Source organism: Mesorhizobium sp. 01N446 (genome assembly GCF_056399285.1).
The window spans coordinates 311,072-331,552 of record NZ_JBFTRA010000008.1 but is presented as its reverse complement, the minus strand read 5'-3'; the positions used below and the strand labels follow the sequence as shown (position 1 = coordinate 331,552).

Annotated in this window: 17 protein-coding genes; 9 read left to right on the top strand and 8 right to left on the bottom strand. The window is 63.6% G+C overall.

Annotated elements, in window-relative coordinates; translation table 11 throughout:
* Positions 1–20: 20 nt before the first annotated feature.
* Both AC1DPX_RS27435 and AC1DPX_RS27430 read left to right on the top strand, forming a co-directional pair.
* Positions 21–1,367, top strand: coding sequence for a Ppx/GppA phosphatase family protein (locus tag AC1DPX_RS27435; protein WP_477240539.1), 1,347 nt, complete (start codon positions 21–23; stop codon positions 1,365–1,367).
* A complete protein-coding gene (locus tag AC1DPX_RS27430) occupies positions 1,367–2,164 on the top strand; it encodes an RlmE family RNA methyltransferase (RefSeq protein ID WP_202354813.1) in 798 nt (265 codons plus the stop codon). The genes AC1DPX_RS27435 and AC1DPX_RS27430 overlap by 1 nt, the downstream gene beginning before the upstream one ends.
* Before the next feature lie 7 nt (positions 2,165–2,171).
* On the opposite strand, the gene AC1DPX_RS27425 is transcribed toward AC1DPX_RS27430, so the two are convergent.
* A complete protein-coding gene (locus AC1DPX_RS27425; protein WP_477240511.1) occupies positions 2,172–3,593 on the bottom strand; it encodes an MFS transporter in 1,422 nt (473 codons plus the stop codon).
* Between the two features lie 115 nt (positions 3,594–3,708).
* Positions 3,709–3,858 (bottom strand): hypothetical protein, encoded by a 150-nt coding sequence (locus AC1DPX_RS27420; protein ID WP_284278590.1) that lies wholly within the window; start codon positions 3,856–3,858, stop codon positions 3,709–3,711.
* A 39-nt stretch (positions 3,859–3,897) separates the two neighbouring features.
* On the opposite strand from AC1DPX_RS27420, the gene guaB reads away from it, so the two are divergent.
* The 3 genes from guaB to AC1DPX_RS27405 all read left to right on the top strand — a co-directional run bounded on the left by guaB (position 3,898) and on the right by AC1DPX_RS27405 (position 6,521).
* A complete protein-coding gene (gene guaB, locus AC1DPX_RS27415) occupies positions 3,898–5,400 on the top strand; it encodes an IMP dehydrogenase (RefSeq protein ID WP_477240509.1) in 1,503 nt (500 codons plus the stop codon).
* Positions 5,401–5,431: 31 nt separating this feature from the next.
* Positions 5,432–5,968 (top strand): hypothetical protein, encoded by a 537-nt coding sequence (locus AC1DPX_RS27410; RefSeq protein ID WP_477240507.1) that lies wholly within the window; start codon positions 5,432–5,434, stop codon positions 5,966–5,968.
* A gap of 133 nt (positions 5,969–6,101) precedes the next feature.
* Complete coding sequence (locus AC1DPX_RS27405) at positions 6,102–6,521, top strand: MAPEG family protein (RefSeq protein WP_202354808.1); 420 nt, start codon at positions 6,102–6,104, stop codon at positions 6,519–6,521.
* Positions 6,522–6,569: 48 nt separating this feature from the next.
* Here AC1DPX_RS27405 and rnd read toward each other — a convergent pair whose 3' ends face one another.
* The 3 genes from rnd to AC1DPX_RS27390 form a co-directional block, all read right to left on the bottom strand.
* A complete protein-coding gene (rnd, locus tag AC1DPX_RS27400) occupies positions 6,570–7,721 on the bottom strand; it encodes a ribonuclease D (protein ID WP_202354807.1) in 1,152 nt (383 codons plus the stop codon).
* A 75-nt stretch (positions 7,722–7,796) separates the two neighbouring features.
* The gene (locus AC1DPX_RS27395) at positions 7,797–9,041 is read right to left on the bottom strand and encodes an MFS transporter (protein WP_202354806.1); all 1,245 of its coding nucleotides are present in this window, start codon (positions 9,039–9,041) and stop codon (positions 7,797–7,799) included.
* A 199-nt stretch (positions 9,042–9,240) separates the two neighbouring features.
* The gene (locus tag AC1DPX_RS27390) at positions 9,241–10,470 is read right to left on the bottom strand and encodes an MFS transporter (RefSeq protein ID WP_477240505.1); all 1,230 of its coding nucleotides are present in this window, start codon (positions 10,468–10,470) and stop codon (positions 9,241–9,243) included.
* 112 nt (positions 10,471–10,582) lie between these two features.
* Here AC1DPX_RS27390 and AC1DPX_RS27385 point away from each other — a divergent pair, with 112 nt between their 5' ends.
* Positions 10,583–11,341, top strand: coding sequence for a DeoR/GlpR family DNA-binding transcription regulator (locus AC1DPX_RS27385; protein WP_477240503.1), 759 nt, complete (start codon positions 10,583–10,585; stop codon positions 11,339–11,341).
* A 139-nt stretch (positions 11,342–11,480) separates the two neighbouring features.
* Positions 11,481–13,271 (top strand): aspartate--tRNA ligase, encoded by a 1,791-nt coding sequence (aspS, locus tag AC1DPX_RS27380; protein WP_477240537.1) that lies wholly within the window; start codon positions 11,481–11,483, stop codon positions 13,269–13,271.
* 117 nt (positions 13,272–13,388) lie between these two features.
* Here the strand turns inward: aspS and AC1DPX_RS27375 are convergent, their stop codons facing one another.
* Positions 13,389–14,579, bottom strand: a complete 1,191-nt coding sequence (locus AC1DPX_RS27375) for a hypothetical protein (RefSeq protein ID WP_202354803.1) — start codon at positions 14,577–14,579, stop codon at positions 13,389–13,391.
* 339 nt (positions 14,580–14,918) lie between these two features.
* Here AC1DPX_RS27375 and parC point away from each other — a divergent pair, with 339 nt between their 5' ends.
* Positions 14,919–17,171 carry a DNA topoisomerase IV subunit A gene (parC, locus tag AC1DPX_RS27370; RefSeq protein WP_477240501.1) on the top strand — a complete coding sequence of 751 codons (2,253 nt, stop codon included), beginning with the start codon at positions 14,919–14,921 and terminating at the stop codon, positions 17,169–17,171.
* Positions 17,172–17,450: 279 nt separating this feature from the next.
* Entirely contained in the window at positions 17,451–18,665 is a 1,215-nt protein-coding gene (locus AC1DPX_RS27365; protein ID WP_477240499.1) for an AI-2E family transporter, read from the top strand.
* A gap of 12 nt (positions 18,666–18,677) precedes the next feature.
* Here AC1DPX_RS27365 and AC1DPX_RS27360 read toward each other — a convergent pair whose 3' ends face one another.
* Positions 18,678–19,574: a DMT family transporter gene (locus AC1DPX_RS27360; protein WP_202354800.1), complete on the bottom strand. Its 897-nt coding sequence runs from the start codon at positions 19,572–19,574 to the stop codon at positions 18,678–18,680.
* A 128-nt stretch (positions 19,575–19,702) separates the two neighbouring features.
* Complete coding sequence (locus tag AC1DPX_RS27355; protein WP_010915563.1) at positions 19,703–20,467, bottom strand: arginyltransferase; 765 nt, start codon at positions 20,465–20,467, stop codon at positions 19,703–19,705.
* Between the last annotated feature and the right edge of the window lie 14 nt (positions 20,468–20,481).

Genomic DNA, 20,481 nt, shown 5'->3' with positions numbered 1-20,481 from the left:
CGGCGCCGGAAGGAACGACAGTGGAAGACCGCGACACCGGCGCAGGCGCGTCGGAGGTGGGCGCGTCCAGCGCTTCCCCAGGGCCACCGGGCTCGGGGACAGCCGGTTGGCAGCAACGCCGCCCGACGGAGCCGCGCTCCGCCGATGGGCAGGCGGGCGACGCGACCCATCACCAGAAGGGCAAGCCCAAGAAACGGCGCAAGCGAAGGCGCGGGCGCAAGGTTTTTGCGCGCGACGAGGCCCCCAAGGACAATCGATCGCCGGCGATTGCTCCGGCTTTGGAGCCGAAGCAGCCGGTGGCGCCGGCGATCTCCCCCGTCGCACCGTCGCCACGCCCGGAGCAAGGCACCCGCCGGCCGCCGGCGCACGAGCTCCCGGTCTTCGCGGCCCTCGACCTCGGCACCAACAATTGCCGGCTGCTGGTCGCCGTTCCGACGCGGCATGGCCAATTCCGCGTCATCGATGCCTTCTCGCGCATCGTCAGGCTGGGCGAGGGGCTCACCGCCAATGGCCGGCTCGGCCAGCCGGCGATGGACCGCGCCGTCGAGGCCCTGAAGATCTGCGGCGACAAATTGCGCAGCCGCAAGATCAGGAAGGCCAGGCTGATCGCCACCGAAGCCTGCCGCTCGGCCGAGAACGGCGTCGAATTCCTCAAGCGCGTCGAGCGCGAGGCCGGGCTGAAGCTCGAGATCATCGACCGCCAGACCGAAGCGCGGCTGGCGGTCTCCGGCTGCGGCTCGCTGGTCGAACGTGACACGCAAGGTGTCGTGCTGTTCGACATCGGCGGCGGCTCTTCCGAGATCGCGCTGATCGATCTCACCGGCCGCCGTTCGCCGCGGCTCGCCAACCATATCGTCTCGTGGACGTCGCTGCCGGTCGGCGTCGTCTCCCTGGCCGAGCGCTTTGGCGGCCGCACCGTGACGCGCGACATCTTCAACGCCATGGTCGACGACGTCGCCGGCCGTTTGGCGAGTTTTGACGGCCGCGACCGGTTGAGTCACCTCAAGGCCAGCCCGAATTTCCATCTGCTGGGCACGTCCGGCACGGTGACGACACTGGCCGGCGTCCACCTCGACCTGGAGCGTTACGACCGACGTCGGGTCGACGGGCTGTGGATGGACCGCGACAGCGTCGACCGCATGGTGGAGCGACTGGTCGGCTGGGATTTCCAGCAGCGCTGCGCCAACCCTTGTATTGGTGCGGACCGCGCCGATCTGGTGCTGGCCGGCTGTGCGATCCTCGAAGCGATCCGCGCGGTCTGGCCCTCCGAGCGGCTGCGCGTCGCCGACCGGGGCCTGCGCGAAGGCATATTGAGCGAGCTGATGGCCGATGACGGCGTCTGGCGCAACGATGGGCGTGGCCGTTAATGACCAAGAAACCGGAAAACCCAGGATCCGCAGGCATTCGCGTGCTGAAGACGCGGATCAAGAAGAAGAGCGGCCTGAAGGAATCGTCGCGCCGCTGGCTGCAGCGCCACATCAACGATCCCTATGTCCAGCGGTCGAAGGCAGACGGCTATCGTTCGCGCGCGGCCTACAAGCTGATCGAGATCGACGACAAGCACCATCTGCTGAGACCCGGCATGAAGGTGATCGATCTCGGTGCCGCCCCCGGCGGCTGGTGCCAGGTCGCGGCCGCGCGCACGAAATCGACAGCGGAAAATCCACATGTCGTCGGCATCGACTATCTGGAAATGGATGCCGTGCCCGGCGCGCCTGTGCTGTTGATGGATTTCCTCGATCCGGATGCGCCGCGCAAGCTCGCCGAAGCGCTGGGTGGGGACCCGGATGTCGTGTTGTCCGACATGGCCGCACCGACCACCGGCCACAAGCGGACCGACCACATCCGCACCATGCATCTGTGCGAGGTGGCGGCCGATTTCGCCCTGTCCGTCCTGAAGCCGGGCGGCCATTTCCTCGCCAAGACTTTTCAGGGCGGCGCCGAAAACGAGCTGCTCTCCATGCTGAAGAAGAATTTCCGCTCCGTCCACCACGTCAAGCCACCGGCCTCGCGCGACGAATCGGTCGAGCTGTATTTGCTGGCGAAGGACTTCAAGGGGCGAGAGTCCGGTCTGCCGTCAGGCGGATCGGAACGTCCAGTGGACGTTCCGAAGGGCTCGAGCGCCCGGGGCCATAGCGAAGGGCCGGGCGACTCGGAAGGCTAATCGGCCTTCACTCTCCCGGCGATCTCGCCGGTTCCAGCGTCTTTGGCGTGGTCAACCGGCCATGGCCGGAGACGGCATTGCCGGCATCTGGCGCCAGCCGCATGAACGACAGCGATGCAGCCGCCGACACCGCGGCCACGATGAAGAAGGCGATGTGGAAGTCGCCCAGCGTCAGCGGTCCCCCATGGATCGATGTCGAGACTTCCAGAATGCCGCCGGCCAGCGCCACGCCGAGCGCGATGGACAATTGCTGGAACACCGCCGTGATCGGCGTTGCCTTGCTGGTGTCTTCGGCCGACACCTCGGCATAGGAGAGCGCGTTGACGCCGGTGAAGAACATCGAGCGGATGAAGCCGCCAACCAGCAATATGGCCAGCATCAGCGTATAAGGCGTCTCTGGCGTGAACAGGCCGTATATGGCGATCGATGCGGCCGCGATCAGCGAGCCCCAGATCAGCACGCGACGGAAGCCGGCAACGCGAAAAATCAGCGCGGTGACGAACTTCATGCCGATGGCGCCGATCGCCGAGACGAAGGTGATCATGCCGGACTGGAACGGCGTCAGCCCGAAACCGATCTGGAACATCAGCGGCAAAAGGAACGGCACCGCCCCGATGCCGATGCGAAAAAGCGAGCCGCCAAGCACCGACGAGCGGAACACCTGGTTGCGGAACAGTTCGAGCGCCAGCAGCGGGTTTTTCGCGCGCCGCGCATGCATCAGGTAGAGCGCGCCCGACAGCAGTCCCACCCCAACGGTGATGAAGCCGGTGGCCGGCGGCAGATAGGGGAGGCTGACCACTGACAGGCCGAACACCACGCCGGATGCCGCGACGCCGCTCAGCACGAAGCCGATGAAATCGAGCGGTGGCGTCTCCATCGATTCGGTTTCCGGCAGGAAGCGTGTGGCGAGCCAGATGCCGACCAGGCCGATCGGCACATTGATCAGGAAAATCCAGTGCCAGGTGAAGTAGGTGGTGATGAAGCCGCCGATTGGCGGGCCGACCAGCGGTCCGACCAGTGCGGGAACGGTCAGCCACGACATGGCGGCGACCAGGTCGCTCTTGGGCGTGGCGCGCACCAGAACCAGGCGCCCGACCGGCGTCATCATGGCCCCGCCAATGCCTTGCAGGAAGCGCGACACCACGAAGGCCGGCAGCGAACCGGAGAAGGCGCAGGCGATCGAGCCGACGATGAACACCGCGATCGCCGCGCGAAAAACGGTCTTGGCGCCGAAGCGATCGGCCATCCAGCCGCTGATTGGAATGAAGATCGCCAGCGACACGAGATAGGCCGTCAGCGCCAACTTGAGCGCGATCGGGCTGGTGTGGATGTCGATGGCGATCGCCGGCAGCGATGTTGCGATGACGGTCGAATCCATGTTTTCCATGAAAAGAGCGACCGCCAGGATCAGCGGAATGGTGCGGTTCACGAGCGTGGCCGTTTCAAATTTTCTTTCCGGCCCAATTCTTGTGCAGAAAAAAGGGAGCGAGCCGGTACAGGGGGCGGTTATCATGGCTGGCCATCGATGTCGTGTTAATTTGCTGTCACTTTTGTGCGACCGCAACCACGGGTGGCACAATCAAATGGTCGAAGACGCTGTTGTGCAATGCAACGATCGGCTTTTCATCCGCGTCGCGACGTGTTACCAGCCAGCGCCAATCCTGAAAGGGAAGATGAGAGTCGGCGCTGTCCATCCTGGTCCAGCGCTTTTTCCGCATTCTAAAGGGCTGGCCATGGCAAAAATCATCGAAACGTCCACCGGCGCACTGGCGCTGACCTTTGACGACGTGCTTTTGCAGCCGGGTCATTCCGAGGTCATGCCCGGCGAAACCGATGTCCGCACCCGCATTGCCGGCGACATCGATCTCAACGTGCCGATCCTCTCCGCCGCGATGGACACCGTCACCGAGGCGCGTCTCGCCATCGCCATGGCTCAGGCCGGCGGCATCGGCGTCATCCACCGCAATTTCTCGCCGGCCGAACAGGCCGAGCAGGTGCGGCAGGTGAAGAAATTCGAATCCGGCATGGTGGTCAATCCGGTCACCATCGGTCCGGACGCCACGCTCGCCGACGCGCTGTCGCTGATGCGCACCTATTCGATCTCGGGCATTCCGGTGGTCGAGAATGGCGGCACCGGCGGCCACAAAATAGGCCGGCTTGTCGGCATCCTGACCAACCGCGACGTGCGCTTTGCCTCCGACCCGGCGCAGAAGGTCTACGAGTTGATGACCCGTGAGAACCTGATCACGGTCAAGGAGAATGTCGACCAGGACGAGGCCAAGCGACTTCTGCACCAGCATCGCATCGAAAAGCTCGTTGTTGTTGATAAGTCAGGCAATTGCGTCGGGCTGATCACCGTCAAGGACATCGAGAAGTCGCAGCTCAACCCGCACGCCACCAAGGACGCGCAGGGACGCCTGCGCGCCGCGGCGGCCACCAGCGTCGGCGACGACGGCTTCGAGCGCGCCGAGCGTCTGATCGACGCCGGCGTCGACCTCCTGGTCATCGACACCGCGCACGGCCACTCGCAGCGCGTGCTCGACGCGGTCACGCGGGCGAAAAAACTCTCCAACTCGGTTCGCATCCTGGCCGGCAATGTCGCCACCGCCGAAGGCACGCAGGCGCTGATCGATGCCGGCGCCGACGCCGTCAAGGTCGGCATCGGCCCAGGCTCCATCTGCACCACCCGCATCGTTGCCGGCGTTGGCGTGCCGCAGCTCTCGGCCATCATGTCGGCGGTCGAGACGGCGCACAAATCGGGTGTGTCGGTGATTGCCGATGGCGGCATCAAATATTCCGGCGATCTCGCCAAGGCGCTCGCCGCCGGCGCCAGCGCCGCCATGATCGGTTCGCTGCTGGCCGGCACCGACGAGAGCCCGGGCGAGGTCTATCTGCATCAGGGCCGCTCCTTCAAGGCCTATCGCGGCATGGGTTCGGTCGGCGCCATGGCGCGCGGCTCGGCCGATCGCTACTTCCAGGCCGAGGTGCGCGATACCCTGAAACTGGTGCCGGAAGGCATAGAAGGCCAGGTTCCATACAAAGGACCTGTGTCTGGCGTGCTGCACCAGCTTGCGGGCGGGCTAAAAGCCGCTATGGGTTATGTCGGCGGCCGCGATCTTGCCGATTTCCGCGAGCGCGCCACTTTTGTGCGCATATCCAACGCCGGACTTCGTGAAAGCCACGCCCATGACGTCACGATTACCCGCGAAAGCCCGAACTATCCCGGCGGAGCCTGAACAATACGGGCTCGGGCGGAGCCTGACCGCGATGATCATGCGGCTGCCACGTCACGTGGCCGCACTGTGTTTCCTGTCGGCGGCGGTCTTCGTCGCCATGACGATGATGGAATTCTTCTATTTCCGCCAGTTGAGCGGCGGCCTGCCGTCGCTCGACATGCGCTATTTAGGTTTCACGCCCGACGAAGGCATGGCCTGGCTGACGGCGCTCGGCCGGCGCGGCGGCGAGATCATTCTGGTCTGGCACTATCTGACCTTCGACCTGTTGTTCCCGGCGCTGCTGTCGCTGACTTTGGTGAGCCTGATTCTGGCTACCGGCCGGCGCCTGGAGACCTTCCGCGTGCTTCCCGGGCAGGTGCAGTCGATCTTCGCGCTGGTGCTGGTGCTGCCCTACACGCTTGCCGACTATGCCCAGAACATCGCCGTGTCCCGGCTTCTGTCCGATTTCCTGTCGGCCAATCCGGATTCGCTGTCTTTCGCTTCGGCTCTGATCGTCACCAAATTCGCGCTTCTCGCCATCCCGGCGGTCGTCATCGCCGCTTTCTGGCTGGTGGGCCAGAGACGCTAGAGCAATTCCAGGAAAAGTGTGAAGCGGTTTTCCGTTCGGAATTGCGTCAAAACAAGGAGTTAGAGCGGTTAGCCGTTTCCGTGAAACGGTGAAACGCTCTAAGCCTGATTCTGGACAGGGCAGGGGAAATATCATGAACCAGACCGCGGTTTTCTGGCCTCTCCTGGCGCAAGTTCTGCTGGTCTATATCGTTTACGTGGTGATGGGCCGGCGCCGGTTCGTCGCGGTGAAGTCCGGCGAGGCCAAGGTCGGCCAGTTCAAGACGCGTTCGACCGAGCCCGCATCCAGCGTCACCGTTGCGGCCAATCTCTGCAACCAGTTCGAATTGCCGGTGCTTTTCTACGTGCTGTGCCTGACGCTCCACGTCACCAACGGCGTCAATTATCTGACCCTGGCGCTGATGTGGATTTTTGTCCTGACGCGCTATTTCCACGCCTGGGTACACCTGACCAGCAACAATCTGCGGCTGCGCAGCCGCTCGTTCTTCGCAGGCGCGGTGGTGTTGGCGCTGGCCTGGATCTGGTTCGCGCTGCACCTGTTGGGAGCGGTTTGAACACGGCAACTCTTCCTTCTCCCACAAGGGGAGAAGGAAAAAGCTCGTCTACAGATCGAACACCGCGATCTTGCGCTTGTCGAACTTGATCCCGATCTCGCCACGCACCAGTTTTAGCGCCGCTTCGCCGAACACGGCCCGCCGCCAGCCTTGCAGCGCCGGCACATCGGCTTCCTCGCCCTCGGCCGCGATGCGGTCGATGTCGTCGCTGGAGGCCAGCACCTTCGACGCCACCCCCTGCTTTTCGGCGACGATCCTGAGCAGCACCTTCAACAGTTCCGCCGCGGCACTCGAGCCTTCCGGCGGCTGGAAATTCTTCGGCAGTTTCGGCATCTGCTCCTTGGGCAAGGCCAGCGCGGCATTGACCGCCCCGAGCAGGGCCGTTGCCGTCGAGGAGCGCTCCCAGCCTTTTGGCGTGGTGCGCAGCTTGGCAAGGGCCGCCGCGTCACGCGGCGCCTGTTGGGCAACCTCGTAGATCGCGTCGTCCTTGAGCACGCGGCCGCGGGGCACGTCGCGTTCACGCGCCTCGCGCTCGCGCCATGCCGCCACGGCCTGCACGATCGCCAGTTCCTGCGGCTTGCGCAGCCGCATCTTCAGCCGCTTCCAGGCGTCTTCGGGATGCGGATCGTAGGTCTCGCGCGAGGTCAGCACATCCATTTCTTCGTTCAGCCAGTGGGCGCGGTTTTCCCGCTCCAACTCGGCGCTGAGGTGCTGATAGACGTCGATCAGATGGGTGACGTCGGCCAGGGCATAGTCGAGCTGCTTGTCGGACAGCGGCCGGTGGCGCCAGTCGGTGAAGCGCGACGACTTGTCGAGCCGCGCGCCGGTTATGCGCTGCACGAGCTGGTCGTAGGAAACGCTGTCGCCGAAGCCGCAAACCATCGCCGCGACCTGCGTGTCGAACACCGGATGCGGCACGAGATCGCCGAGATGGACGATGATTTCGATGTCCTGGCGCGCTGCGTGGAAGACCTTGACCACCGCCTCGTTGGCCATCAGCCGGAAGAACGGCGCGAGATTGATGTCTGATGACAGCGGATCGATCAGCGCGGTGACGCCAGGCGCCGCCATCTGGATCAGGCACAGGATTGGCCAGAAGGTCGTTTCGCGAATGAATTCGGTGTCGACGGTGACGAAATCCGACTTTTCGAAAGCGGCGAGAACGGTCTCGAGTTCTTTCTGGGTGGTGATGACGTGCATCAAATCGCTTTTGGCAGGAGTAAGGTCTTCCTAGATTTCAGCCGGGAAGGCTTTCGTCAAGCTTTGGCGCCTCCGTCATGCGCTTCCCGGGTCATCGGAATCGCCATTGCGCCTGGCCAGCCGCGCGAAAACGGTCGACGTGCGCAACAGCGCGGTGAAGCGGCTGCGCTTGCCCGCGGGCACGCCGGAGCGTGCCTGCATGCGGTAGAGGATGACGGCGATGAAGATCGCATAGACGACGGCGCTAAAGACGAAGAGCGCGCTCGGCCCGAAATGCTGCATCACTGTCGAGGCGGCGAAAGGGCCGCCAATGGCGCCGAAGGAGTAGAACAACATCAGCGCCGCGTTGATCAGCACGAACTCGCCCGTGCCGGCGCGGTCGTTGGAGTGCGCCGCCGACAACGAATAAAGCGGCATGGCGAAACAGCCGAAGATGAAGATGATGATGAAGTTTAGCAGCGGATTGCTGCCGGCGATGAACACCAGCGCCAGGGCTGAAAGCATCGCGCAGCAGGTCGTCAGCAACAGCACCCGGCGCCGGTCCCAACGGTCGGAGAGATAGCCGAGCGGATATTGGATGATGGCGCCGCCAAAGATGCCGACGCTGACGAAGGTCACGACATCGGCGACCGACATGCCGATCTGCTCGGCATAAACCGGCGACAGCGTGCGAAACGCGCTGTTGGTGACGCCGACGGCAATGCAACCGAAGCAACCAAGCGGCGAAATGCGCCAGACGCGCGCCAGGTCGAGCTTGACCTCCTCGGGCGGCGTCGGGTTGGAACGGTCGCCGAGCGAGACCGGCACCAGCGACAGCGTGATCATGATCGACATGATGGCGAAGATGGTGAAGCCGCCGGCGCCGAAGACCGGGATCAGGAACTGGGCCGATGTCACCGAGCCGGTATCGACCATCCGGTAGATCGCCAGCACGCGGGCGCGGTCCTTGTTGGTGACGCCGGAATTCAGCCAGCTCTCGACGATGGTGAACAGTCCGGCGAAACAGAAGCCGCCGGCAAAGCGCACCGCGCACCACATCACCGGATCGAGGACCAGCACCAAAAGCAGAGTGCCGACCGAGGCGATGGCGGCCAGTGCCGAAAACGCCCTGATATGGCCGACCGCCTTCATGATGCGGGTGATGGCCAGGCAACCGAGCAGGAAGCCGGCGAAATAGAAGGTGCCCATCAGGCCGATATCGGAAGCGGAAAACCCCTCCTGCGCGCCGCGCAGTGCGATCAGCGTGCTCTGCAGCCCATTGCCGCCGAGCAGGATGCCTGCGGCGAGAAGAAGCGGGATCAGCGGGCGGATGGAGGACATGAAAAGGCGATCACGTATCGGTGACCCCTTCTTGAACCATTGCCCTCGTCAATGCCAGCGGCAATTGCCGTTCTGCAGCGCCTCCGCTGCATTGCCTGGTTTGACGTGCACGTTGGTCCGTATGGCCCGCTGCCAACGTCAGTTTGGCGACGCGATCTCAACCGGCCGTCAGTCCTGTCCGTGACGGCGGAGACGCCCTTCACCCCTCAGTTGTCCGTGCAAGTACCTTGTCCCGCGCCGGTTCGATCGCTTCGTCCGCTGGCGCGGATTTTCCGGTGGCCGGCCGCCGGCCGAGCGATCCTGCGGTCAGCAGGCTGAGGATGATGAACGGGATGCCGATGCCAAAGGCCGAGCGGATGCCCCAATGGTCGGAGACGAAGCCGAGCAGCGGCGGGCCGAGCAGGAAGGCGACGAACGAGATCTGCGACAGCGCCGCGACATTGATCGCCGCCGGCCGGTCCGTCCGCTGGGCGGCAGCCGAGATCGCCAGCGGAAAGAGGGCGCTGGTGCCGATCCCCAGAAGAGCAAAGCCCAGCATGGAGACGAACGGCGCGGGCGAGAAAAAAACAATCGCCACGCCGGCCGCCATCATCGCCAGCAGCACCCGCGCCACGCCGCTCGGCGAATGGCGGTCGACGAAACTGTCGGCGAAGAAGCGCGTGGTTGCCTGGGAAAAGGCGAACAGCGCCACGGTGAAGCCGGCGACGAAAGGGCCGGATTCGAACACGGTGCGCATGTAGATTGCCGACCAGTCGATGCTGGCGCCTTCCATCAGCATCGCCGAGAGCGTCACCGCAACGAGGACGAGGATCGGCAGCGTCGGCCGCGCCAGCACGGGTACCTTCTCGCCGGTGCCGGCGAAACGGCTTGGCGCCGGCTGGTAACCGCCGAGGAACAGTGCCATCGAGATCGCGACGATCGGGACGATCAGCGCCAGATGCAGTTGCGGCGATATGCCGAGATGCGCAAGTGCTCCGCCGAACAGGCCGGCGCCGAAAAAGCCAATGCTCCAGAACGAATGCGCGCGGTTCATGATACGGCGCTTGACCAGGAATTCGGTCCGGTCGGCCTCGACATTGAGCATGATCTCGATGCTGCCGATCATCAGACCGACCGGCAACAGCATCAGGAACAGCGCCAGCGGACCCGGCGCGTGCACCGCGACGGCATAGGCAAGCGCCAGCAGCGGAACCAGGGCAAGCAGCGCGCGGCGGAAGCCGACTCGCTCGAGCAGCGGCGTCGCCAGCGTCAGCGCCGTCAAGGTGCCGATCGGTGTTCCGATCAGGGCGAGGCCGAGCGTGCCGTCACCGATGCCCATGGCGTGCTTGATATCGGGCAGCCGTGGAAAAATGTTGCCCATGGCGAAGGAATAGATCGCAAACCCCGCATAGACGCGGTGTTGCGGGGCAAGGTTGAGGCCAAAGGTCATGGCGATGCTTTCAGGGCGAGAGATCTGGCGGTGATCGCCGCCTGGAATGTCCGCTTCTTGCATAATCGTGCAAATCATGCAAGAACGTGCATGAAGAAAACAGGATCATGCAATGCTTACCGATGAGCGGCATCAAATCATCCGCGATCGCCTTGCGGCCGAGGGAAGGGTGCTGGCCGGCGAACTGGCGAGCCGCTTCGGCGTTTCGGAAGACACGGTGCGCCGCGACCTCAGGGAACTGGCGAAAGCCGGGCATTGTCGCCGGGTCTATGGCGGCGCGGTGGCGCCGGCGCCTTTCGCGACAACGCCGGTCGGCCTGCGCGCCAGCCATGCGGTCGAAGAGAAGACGCGGCTGGCCCGCGTGACTGTGGCATTGCTCGCGCGCGGACAGACTTTGTTCATCGACAGCGGCACGACCAATGCCGCGATTGCCAGGGCCATCCCGCGCGACCTCGATCTGACCGTCGCCACCAATTCGCTCGAAGTTGCCTCGGCCTTGTCAGACCACGCCCTGATCGAGCTGATTGTACTTGGCGGCAGGTTCGACCGCCACCTCGGCGCTTGTGTCGGCGCCGACACCCTTGCCGCCGTCTCGCAGCTTGGCGCGGACCTGTTTATCTTGGGCTCCTGCGGTCTCGATGCCTCGCGAGGCGTGACGGCGTTCGATTCGGCGGAGGCGGAGGTGAAACGGGCCATGGCCAGGAATAGCGCTGGCATCGTCATCGCCGTCACCAACGACAAGCTGGCCACCGCGGCGCCTTATCGCGTCGCCGGTGCGGAGGCGATCCGCCACCTGGTCGTCGAGAAGACCGCGCCGTCCGCCATCCTCGCCGATTTCGAACGCCAGGGCGCCGAAATCCACTTCGCCTGAAGGCTCCGCGGCATGCCGGGCATGGGGATTGCCCGCTTGCCTTGACAAATCCGGCCTCCCATGCGCTTTTCGCGCAAATTTTGGGCCGGGCTTTGATGCTTTGGCCTGCCACCCAGCACCCCGGACTTCAGCAATGACCATGCACCGTTACCGCAGCCACACCTGTGCCCAGTTGAGAAAGAGCGACGTGGGCAATTCCGTTCGCCTGTCGGGCTGGGTGCATCGCGTGCGCGACCATGGCGGCCTGCTCTTCATCGACCTGCGCGACCATTACGGCCTGACCCAGATCGTCGCCGATCCCGATTCGCCTGCCTTCAAGGTCGCCGAGACCGTTCGCGGCGAATGGGTCATTCGCGTCGATGGTGAGGTCAAGGCGCGCCTGCCGGAGACGGTCAACGCCAACCTGCCGACTGGTGAGATCGAGATTTTCGCCCGCGAGATCGAGGTGCTGTCGGCGGCCAAGGAATTGCCGCTGCCGGTGTTCGGCGAGCCGGACTATCCCGAGGACATCAGGCTGAAATACCGCTTCCTCGATTTGCGCCGCGACACGCTGCACAAAAACATCGTGGCGCGCACCAAGATTATCGCCGAGATGCGCAAGCGCATGGGCGAGGTCGGCTTCACTGAATTCTCGACGCCGATCCTGACCGCGTCGTCGCCGGAAGGTGCGCGCGACTTCCTGGTGCCGTCGCGTATCCATCCCGGCACGTTCTACGCGCTGCCGCAGGCGCCGCAGCAGTACAAGCAGCTGATCATGGTGTCGGGCTTCGACCGCTATTTCCAGATCGCGCCCTGCTTCCGCGACGAGGATCCGCGCGCTGACCGCCTGCCCGGCGAATTCTACCAGCTCGACCTCGAAATGAGCTTCGTCGAGCAGGACGAAGTGTTGTCCACCATGGGGCCGGTAATGACCTCCGTCTTCGAGGCCTTCGCCAACGGCAAGCCGGTGACGAAGGACTGGCCGCGCATCCCTTATGACGTCGCGATGCGCAAATACGGCTCCGACAAGCCGGACCTGCGCAACCCGATCGTCATGCAGGCCGTCTCCGATCATTTCCGCGATTCCGGCTTCAAGGTATTCGCCAACATCCTGGCGAACGATGCGAAGGCCGAGGTGTGGGGCATTCCGGCCAAGACCGGCGGCAGCCGCGCCTTCTGCGACCGTATGAATTCCTGGGCGCAGGGCGAGGGCCAGCCGGGGTTGGGCTATATCTTCTGGCGCAAGGAAGGTGACAAGCTTGAAGGCGCCGGACCGCTCGCCAAGAACATCGGCGAGGAACGCACCGAGGCGATCCGCCAGCAGCTTGGCCTTGCCGATGGCGACGCCGCCTTCTTCGTTGCCGGCGATCCGAAGAAATTCGTCAGCTTCGCGGGCGCCGCGCGCACGCGCGCCGGCGAGGAACTGAACCTCGTCGACCGCGAGCGCTTCGAATTGTGCTGGATCGTCGACTTCCCGTTCTTCGAATGGAATGAGGAAGAGAAGAAGATCGACTTCGCCCACAACCCGTTCTCCATGCCGCAGGGCGGCATCGATGCGCTCAACAGCCAGGAGCCGCTTGGCATCAAGGCGTTTCAGTACGACGCCGTGTGCAATGGCTTCGAGATTGCATCGGGCGGCATCCGCAACCACCTGCCGGAAACCATGGTCAAGGCCTTCGAGATGGTCGGCCTGGACCGTCAGACGGTCGAGGAGCGCTTCGGTGGCCTCTACCGCGCCTTCCAATACGGCGCGCCGCCGCATGGCGGCGCGGCGTTCGGCATTGACCGTGTCGTCATGCTGCTGGTCGGCGCCAAGAACCTGCGCGAGATCACCATGTTCCCGATGAACCAGCAGGCCTATGACCTGTTGATGAACGCGCCGTCGGAAGCCTCGCCGCAGCAGCTTCGCGAGCTGGCGCTGCGTGTCGCGCCGACCAAGAAGGACGCTTGATAGCGAACTTCGGGCGGTACTTTAAAAACCCGCCGGAACCGTTTCTTTCGATTCGATAATCCAGCAAAAAAGCCCGGCATCGCTGCCGGGCTTTTTGTTGGCCTTGAGGCCGTTCGATCAGTCTTCGTTCGCCTTGACGCTGACGCCGAGCGTCTTCGGCAGGTCGAGCGGATTGGACATGGCGCCGGCCATGATCAGCGCGAACGGCACCGATGCCGGCGGCTCGGCCGAGATTTCGAGGCTCTTCGGATCGTCGAGATATTTGCTGACCGCCGCCGTCACTTGCGCCGTCAACTCCGGATTGTTGAGCTGCGCCATGCCGAACGGCACGATCGCCTTGGCCTGGTTGGCGATGTCCTTGGCCGACATGCCCTGCTGCTTGCCGACATATTCCAGCACCTTGCCGGTCAGCGAATCGTCGTCGAAGCGGATCGAGGCGCTGTTGAAGGAAAGCTGCTGCAACAGGCCGAGCATGGCCATGCCTTGCGCCGAATTGTCGGCGCCTTCCGGCTGTGCGGCCATCTTCTTCTGCATTTCCTGCAGCGACTTGATGAAGTCGACCGTGTAGCCGCCGAGGTCGAAGGTCATGCCGAGCGTGCCGGCATTCTCGACGGAGATGTCGTATTTCGACAGTTCCATCTTGCCGTCCGAGGGCTGCCAGGTGCCGGCCATCTCGAGATTGCCGGAGATGTTCTGGTAGCCGAGGGCGTTGATGACTTCCTTAGACTTGGGATCGTCGACCAGTGTCAGGTCGGCGTTGAACTTTTCCGTGTTGGCGGTGAATTCCATCGCCTTGCCGTCCGCCGGCGGCGTGATCTCGACGGCAAGCCCGTCCATCGAGAAGGCGGTCTTGTCGGCGACCTTGACCGTCATGTTCGAGAGTTCGGCCGACTTATACATCATCAGCGAGCCCAGCGGGCCGGTGGCGCCATCGGCCGGAACTGTCATGTCATGGATGACGAAGGGGCTGAGACTGAGCGTGACGCCGTCCTTGGCGTGTTCGAAGGCCGAGGTCGAGACGGTGCCGATGTCGAAGCCGCCATTGGCCGCGGTCACGTTCTCGAGCTTCACGTCGCCGATGGGGAGGGCTTCCTTTTCCGCCGCCGGCTTGATGGCAACGCCCTGCAGCACCATGCTGGTGTTGTCGCCGGTCACGCCGGTCCAGGAGATGTCGACACCCTGGGCCGCCAGCGCCGCCTTCAGCCGGTCGGCAACCGCGGCGTCCTGGGCAAGGGCCGCATTCAGCGGCAGTGTGAACAAGAAGGTCGAAAGAGCGAATTTCCGGAGAGTTGAGCGTTTGATTGTCATCGCAAGGTCCCTGAGAGTGTCCTGAAATTTGTTTTTCAATTCTTCGCGCCATCACCATTCCGTGACGAACTGGACGGGAAAAAGGCGTGTCCCGGCACAATGGTCGAAAATCGCGGCGAAAGGCAAACCCGACCCGAACGCTATTGCAGAATGCGGTGAATTTGGCATGAAGGTCGGGCCGTCGAGCATTATAGTGCTTCGCAATAGATGTGGCATGTAACAGATTGATGTTGGCCCGCAAGCGCGGCCTTGCAGTTTCCTGTTGCAGAAAAGCGCACAAGTCGATCGGTCCGGTGCGCGCCTCTTGCCGCGAATCACCCGCTCGGCTAGTTCCAGCCCATGGGAAAAAGGCTTTTGCCGCCTCAAGATGGCGGTGGCGATCACATTGAACCGGTCGATCTGAAGAAGGCGCTGGAAGAGCGCTATCTCGCGTATGCGCTGTCGACCATCATGCACCGGGCGCTGCCCGATGTTCGCGACGGGCTGAAACCGGTCCATCGCCGCATCATGCACGCCATGCGGCTGCTCAGGCTCAACCCCGACCAGGGTTTTGCCAAATGCGCCCGCATCGTCGGCGAGGTCATGGGCAAGTTCCATCCGCATGGCGACCAGTCGATCTACGATGCGCTGGTGCGGTTGGCGCAGGATTTCTCGATGCGCTATCCCCTGGTCGACGGACAGGGCAATTTCGGCAACATCGACGGCGATAACGCCGCCGCCATGCGCTACACCGAAGCGCGCATGACCGACGTGGCGACCGAACTGCTTTCCGGCATCACCGAGGACGCCGTCGATTATCGGCCGACCTACAATGAGGAGGACGAGGAGCCGGTGGTGCTCCCCGGCGCCTTCCCGAACCTCCTGGCCAACGGCTCGTCCGGCATCGCCGTCGGCATGGCGACATCGATCCCGCCGCACAACGCGGCCGAGCTCTGCGACGCGGCATTGCACCTGATCGAGCACCGGGATGCGCCGGTGGCCAAGCTGATGGATTTCGTCCAGGGCCCGGATTTCCCGACCGGCGGCATCATCGTCGACAGCCGCGCCTCCATCCTCGAAGCCTACGAGACCGGGCGCGGCGGTTTTCGCGTGCGGTCGAAGTGGAGCCAGGAGGACCAGGGCAGGGGCACCTGGAGCATCGTCGTCACCGAAATCCCCTATGGCGTGCAGAAGGCGCGGCTGATCGAGAAGATCGCCGAGCTGTTGATGGCCCGCAAATTGCCGCTGCTCGAGGACATCAGAGACGAAAGCGCCGAGGACATCCGCGTCGTGCTGGTGCCGAAAAGCCGTTCCGTCGACCCGGGCATTCTGATGGAATCGCTGTTCAAACTCACCGAGCTTGAAAGCCGCTTTCCGCTCAACATGAATGTGCTGTCGCGCGGCAAGGTGCCCAACGTCCTGTCGTTGAAGGGCGTGCTGCAGGAATGGCTCGACCACCGCCGTGACGTGCTCATCCGCCGCTCGAAACATCGGCTGGGCGAAATCGAAAGACGGCTGGAGATCCTTGCCGGCTACCTGATCGCCTATCTGAACATCGACGAGGTGATCAAGATCATCCGCGAGGAGGATGAGCCCAAGCAGGTGATGATGGCCCGCTGGTCGCTCACCGACAACCAGGCCGAGGCCATCCTCAACATGCGCCTGCGCGCCTTGCGCAAGCTGGAAGAGTTCGAGATCCGCAAGGAATTCGACGGCCTGAGCGCGGAGAAGAAGCAGATCGAGGCGCTGCTGGCGTCGGATGCCAAGCAATGGTCGACGATCAAGTGGGAAGTCACCAACATCCGGGACAAGTTCGGGCCGGAGACCGAACTCGGCAAGCGCCGCACCCAGTTCGCCGATGCACCCGAACACGATTTGACCGACATCGCCCACGCCATGATCGAGCGCGAGCCGGTCACCGTGGTGGTTTCGGAAAAAGGCTGGCTGCGGGCGATGAAGGGGCATCTGGCCGACCTTTCGACGCTGACCTTCAAGGAAGGCGACAGCCTCAAGCTCGCCTTCCATGCGCAGACCACCGACAAGGTGCTGGTCTTCACCACCGGCGGCAAGTTCTACACAATCGGCGCCGACAGGCTGCCGGGTGGGCGCGGCCATGGCGAGCCGATCCGCATCATCGTCGACATGGACAATGACCAGGACATCGTCACCGCCTTCGTCCACGATCCCAAGCGCAAGCTGCTGCTGGCCTCCTATGACGCCAATGGCTTCATCGTGCCGGAGGAGGAAGTCGTCGCCAACACCCGCAAGGGCAAGCAGGTGATGAACGTCAAGGCGCCGGACGATGCCAAGCGCTGCGTGCCGGTCACCGGCGATCATCTGGCCATCGTCGGCGAGAACCGCAAAATGCTGGTGTTCGCGCTTTCCGAAATCCCCGAAATGGGCCGCGGCAAGGGCGTGCGGCTGCAGAAATACAAGGATGGCGGCCTGCTCGATCTCAAGCCGTTCACTTTGGAAACGGGTCTGTCCTGGCAGGATTCAGCCGACCGCACCTTCACGAGGTCGCGCGAGGAACTGGCCGAATGGATCGGCGCCCGGGCGTCGGCCGGTCGCATGGTGCCTAAGGGATTCCCGAGGACTGGAAAGTTTGGTTGAAGCTGCGATCTCCCCCCTCGTGGTGGAGATGTCCGGCAGGCCAGAGGGGGGGGCGCTGTCCCGCGGGCGTATCGAATAGTCACGGCCTCCAACACCTGTCTCGGTTCTTGATCTCAGAATATCAACGTTGGCGCTCTACGGCGCCACCCTCTGTCCTGCCGGACATCTCCCTCACGATGGGGGAGATTGGCGGCATCACCCAACTCATTTGGAGTATCGTCACGATTGCTGCACTATATCAGTGCATAACGGGGCAGGGTTTTTGAGAGAGACGGGCGTTTGAAGGAATCCAGAGACCAGAAACCGGAACGGCAGCAGCGCCTGTTCGGCCTGTCGACGCCGCTGCGGTCGGCTGTCATTCCGCCGCTATCGGCGGCGCGCTGGCTGCTGGTGCTGATCGTCGCCGCCGGTGTCTATTTCTTCCATGGCTTTCTGTTTCCTGTGCTGGCGGCACTTGTCATCGCCTTCGCCAGCTGGCCGCTTTACCTGCGACTGCTGGCTGGCGTCGGCGGCAACCGCACCATCGCCGCCACTCTGGCCATCCTGTTCATCCTCGCCTTCCTGGTGATACCGATCGCCCTTGCCGGCACCTACGCCATCAACGAGGTGCGCGAGTGGGTCGGGTGGGCGATCGAGACCAACCGGCACGGGGCTGTGACGCCGCACTGGATCGCGACCATGCCTGTCATAGGCGACTGGCTGAACGAGCAATGGACGACCAATTTTGGCCATCCCGGCGGCATTGGTGAACTGATCCAGCTGATCAGCGGCGCCAATATCGGCAGCATCTATCGTGGCGCGCTCGCCGCCGGCGGCAGCGCCTTTGGGCTGCTGTTGACGCTGCTGTTCATGATGATCGCCCTGTTCTTCGCCTATCGTGACGGCGAGCATTTTGCCGGCCAGGTCGACCGCCTCGGCGAGCGCATCCTGCCGACGCGGTGGGAGCGGATTTCGCGCGTCGTTCCGGCGACCATTTCCTCGACAGTGACCGGCATGACCGTCATCGCCATCGGCGAGGGGCTGGTGCTGGGCATCGCCTACTGGCTGGCCGGCGTGCCGTCGCCGGTGACGCTCGGTGCGCTGACCGGCGTCATGGCGCTCATTCCCGGCGGGGCGCCATTGTCCTTCACCCTTGTCTCGATTTATCTCGCCGCCAGCGGCTCGCCCATGGCCGGTCTGGCGCTGTTCCTGTGGGGCGCGGTCGAGTTGTTCATCGTCGACAAGACGCTGCGCCCGAAGCTCGTCGGCGGCCCGATAAAGCTGCCCTTCCTGCCGACCTTTTTCGGGCTGATCGGCGGCGTCAAGACGATGGGTTTTCTCGGCCTGTTCATCGGCCCGGTGCTGATGGCGCTGCTGGTCGCCATCTGGCGCGAGTGGCTGCGCGAGGTGGAACTGGTCGACGAGTTGGCCGCCGGCTCGGCGGCCGAAATCGAAGGCGGGCCGCCGCAGATCGAGATCCTGCCGGAACCTGGCGTGGCGAAGAAGGCCAGCTAAGCCCAACGTGCCTTAAACCGGGTGGTGCACCGCGAAGTCACCCTGGCGCTTACGGCCATCATGCAGCTGCCAGAGCGAATGGGCGACCAGCGTGACGATCAGGATCGCGCCACCGATCAGGCTGTTGCGGGTCGGTGTCTCGGCAAAGATCATCCACACCCAGACCGGCGCCAGCACGGTTTCGAGCAGATAGAACATCGCCACTTCCGGCCCCGAAATGTATTTCGGCCCGGCGGCAAGACAGAAGAACGAGATCGGCATGATGACGGCGCCGTTGAAGATGATCCACCAGGGCGCGTTCACATGAAAGCCTTCGCCCGACACCATGAAGGCGGCGAGCGCCATCGGCAGGAGCACGCCGACGAGTGAGGTGAAGCCCATGTCCTTGCCGCTGGCGCGCGAGATGGTGATGGCGACGGCGATGAAGAAGGCCGAGCACAGCGCCATGAAATCGCCGAAGAGCTTGCCGGTGCCGACCGATCCGCCGACGATGACCAGCACGCCGAGGATCATGATCGCCATCGCCGCGATGGTCGCCAGCCGAGGTCTTTCCCGCAGGAATATCCAGGACAATAGCCCCGCGAACACGGTGTTGAAGGCAAGGATGAACACCAGATCGGCGGTCGAGGTGTGATAGACGGCGGTGACGAAGGTGATCCCTGTCATTCCATAGCATATCGCCACGATCAGGCCGGACCAGCCGGGGATAAGCGGCGGGGCGTTCCGGCTCAACGCCCGCCAGAGCGACCAGATGACCATGGCGGCGACGAATGTGGTGCCGGTGCGCAGCAGCATGATGGTCCATGCGCCGCCGTCGGCGAGGCGGATCAACGGTATGTCGACAGTCAGCGTCAGCCCGCCGATGGCGGTTATCAAAAGGCCCTTCTGGTGGTCATGGTGAGAGGACATGCAGGAACTTTCGCAATGAAATGCAGGCCGACGGCTGACCGGTGCAATGGCGCACTCTCTCCAGCCGACCGGCTGAAAGACCAGCATCCCCTGCCTTGAAACTGTTTAAGCGCGGATCGTGGAAAAACTCAGCGTGAAACCGCTTCGTTGGTGTAGCGCTCCCAGCCCTTGGGGCCGAGATGCTCCTGCGGCATGAAGCGCATCTTATAATTCATCTTGCGCGAGCCGTTGACCCAGTAGCCGAGGTAGACATGGGGCAGCCCCATCGCCCTGGCGCGGGCGATGTGATCGAGGATCATGAACGTGCCGAGCGAACGCTCCTCGAATTCGGGATTGAAGTAGGAATAGACCATCGACAGGCCGTCGGCCATCTTGTCGGTGAGCGCCACGGCAATGAGTTCACCCTGACCCTTGCCGGTGATGAAGGTGTCGGGCCCGCGCCGTCGGTACTCGATCACCTTGGTGTCGACATGGGTGTCCTCGACCATCATGGCGTAGTCGAGCACCGTCATGTCGGACATGCCGCCGCGGCGGTGCCGGGCATCGAGATAGCTGCGGAACAGCGAATATTGCTCAGTCGAGGGCTCGGCATTGTGCATGGCGCCGACGAGGTCGGAATTGTGCTGCAACACGCGCTTCATGTTGCGGCTGGCGGTGAATTCCTGGGCGAGGATGCGCACGGAAACACAGGCGCGGCAGGTCTCGCAGGCCGGCCGGTAGGCGATGTTCTGCGAGCGCCGGAAGCCGCCTTGCGTCAAGAGGTCGTTCATCTCCGACGCCTTGTCGCCGACCAGATGCGTGAACACCTTGCGCTCGAACTGGCCGTCGAGATAGGGGCACGGCGACGGCGCGGTCAGGAAGAACTGCGGCGACTGGGTCGGATGCTGCGTCATCTAAGTCTTGGAAA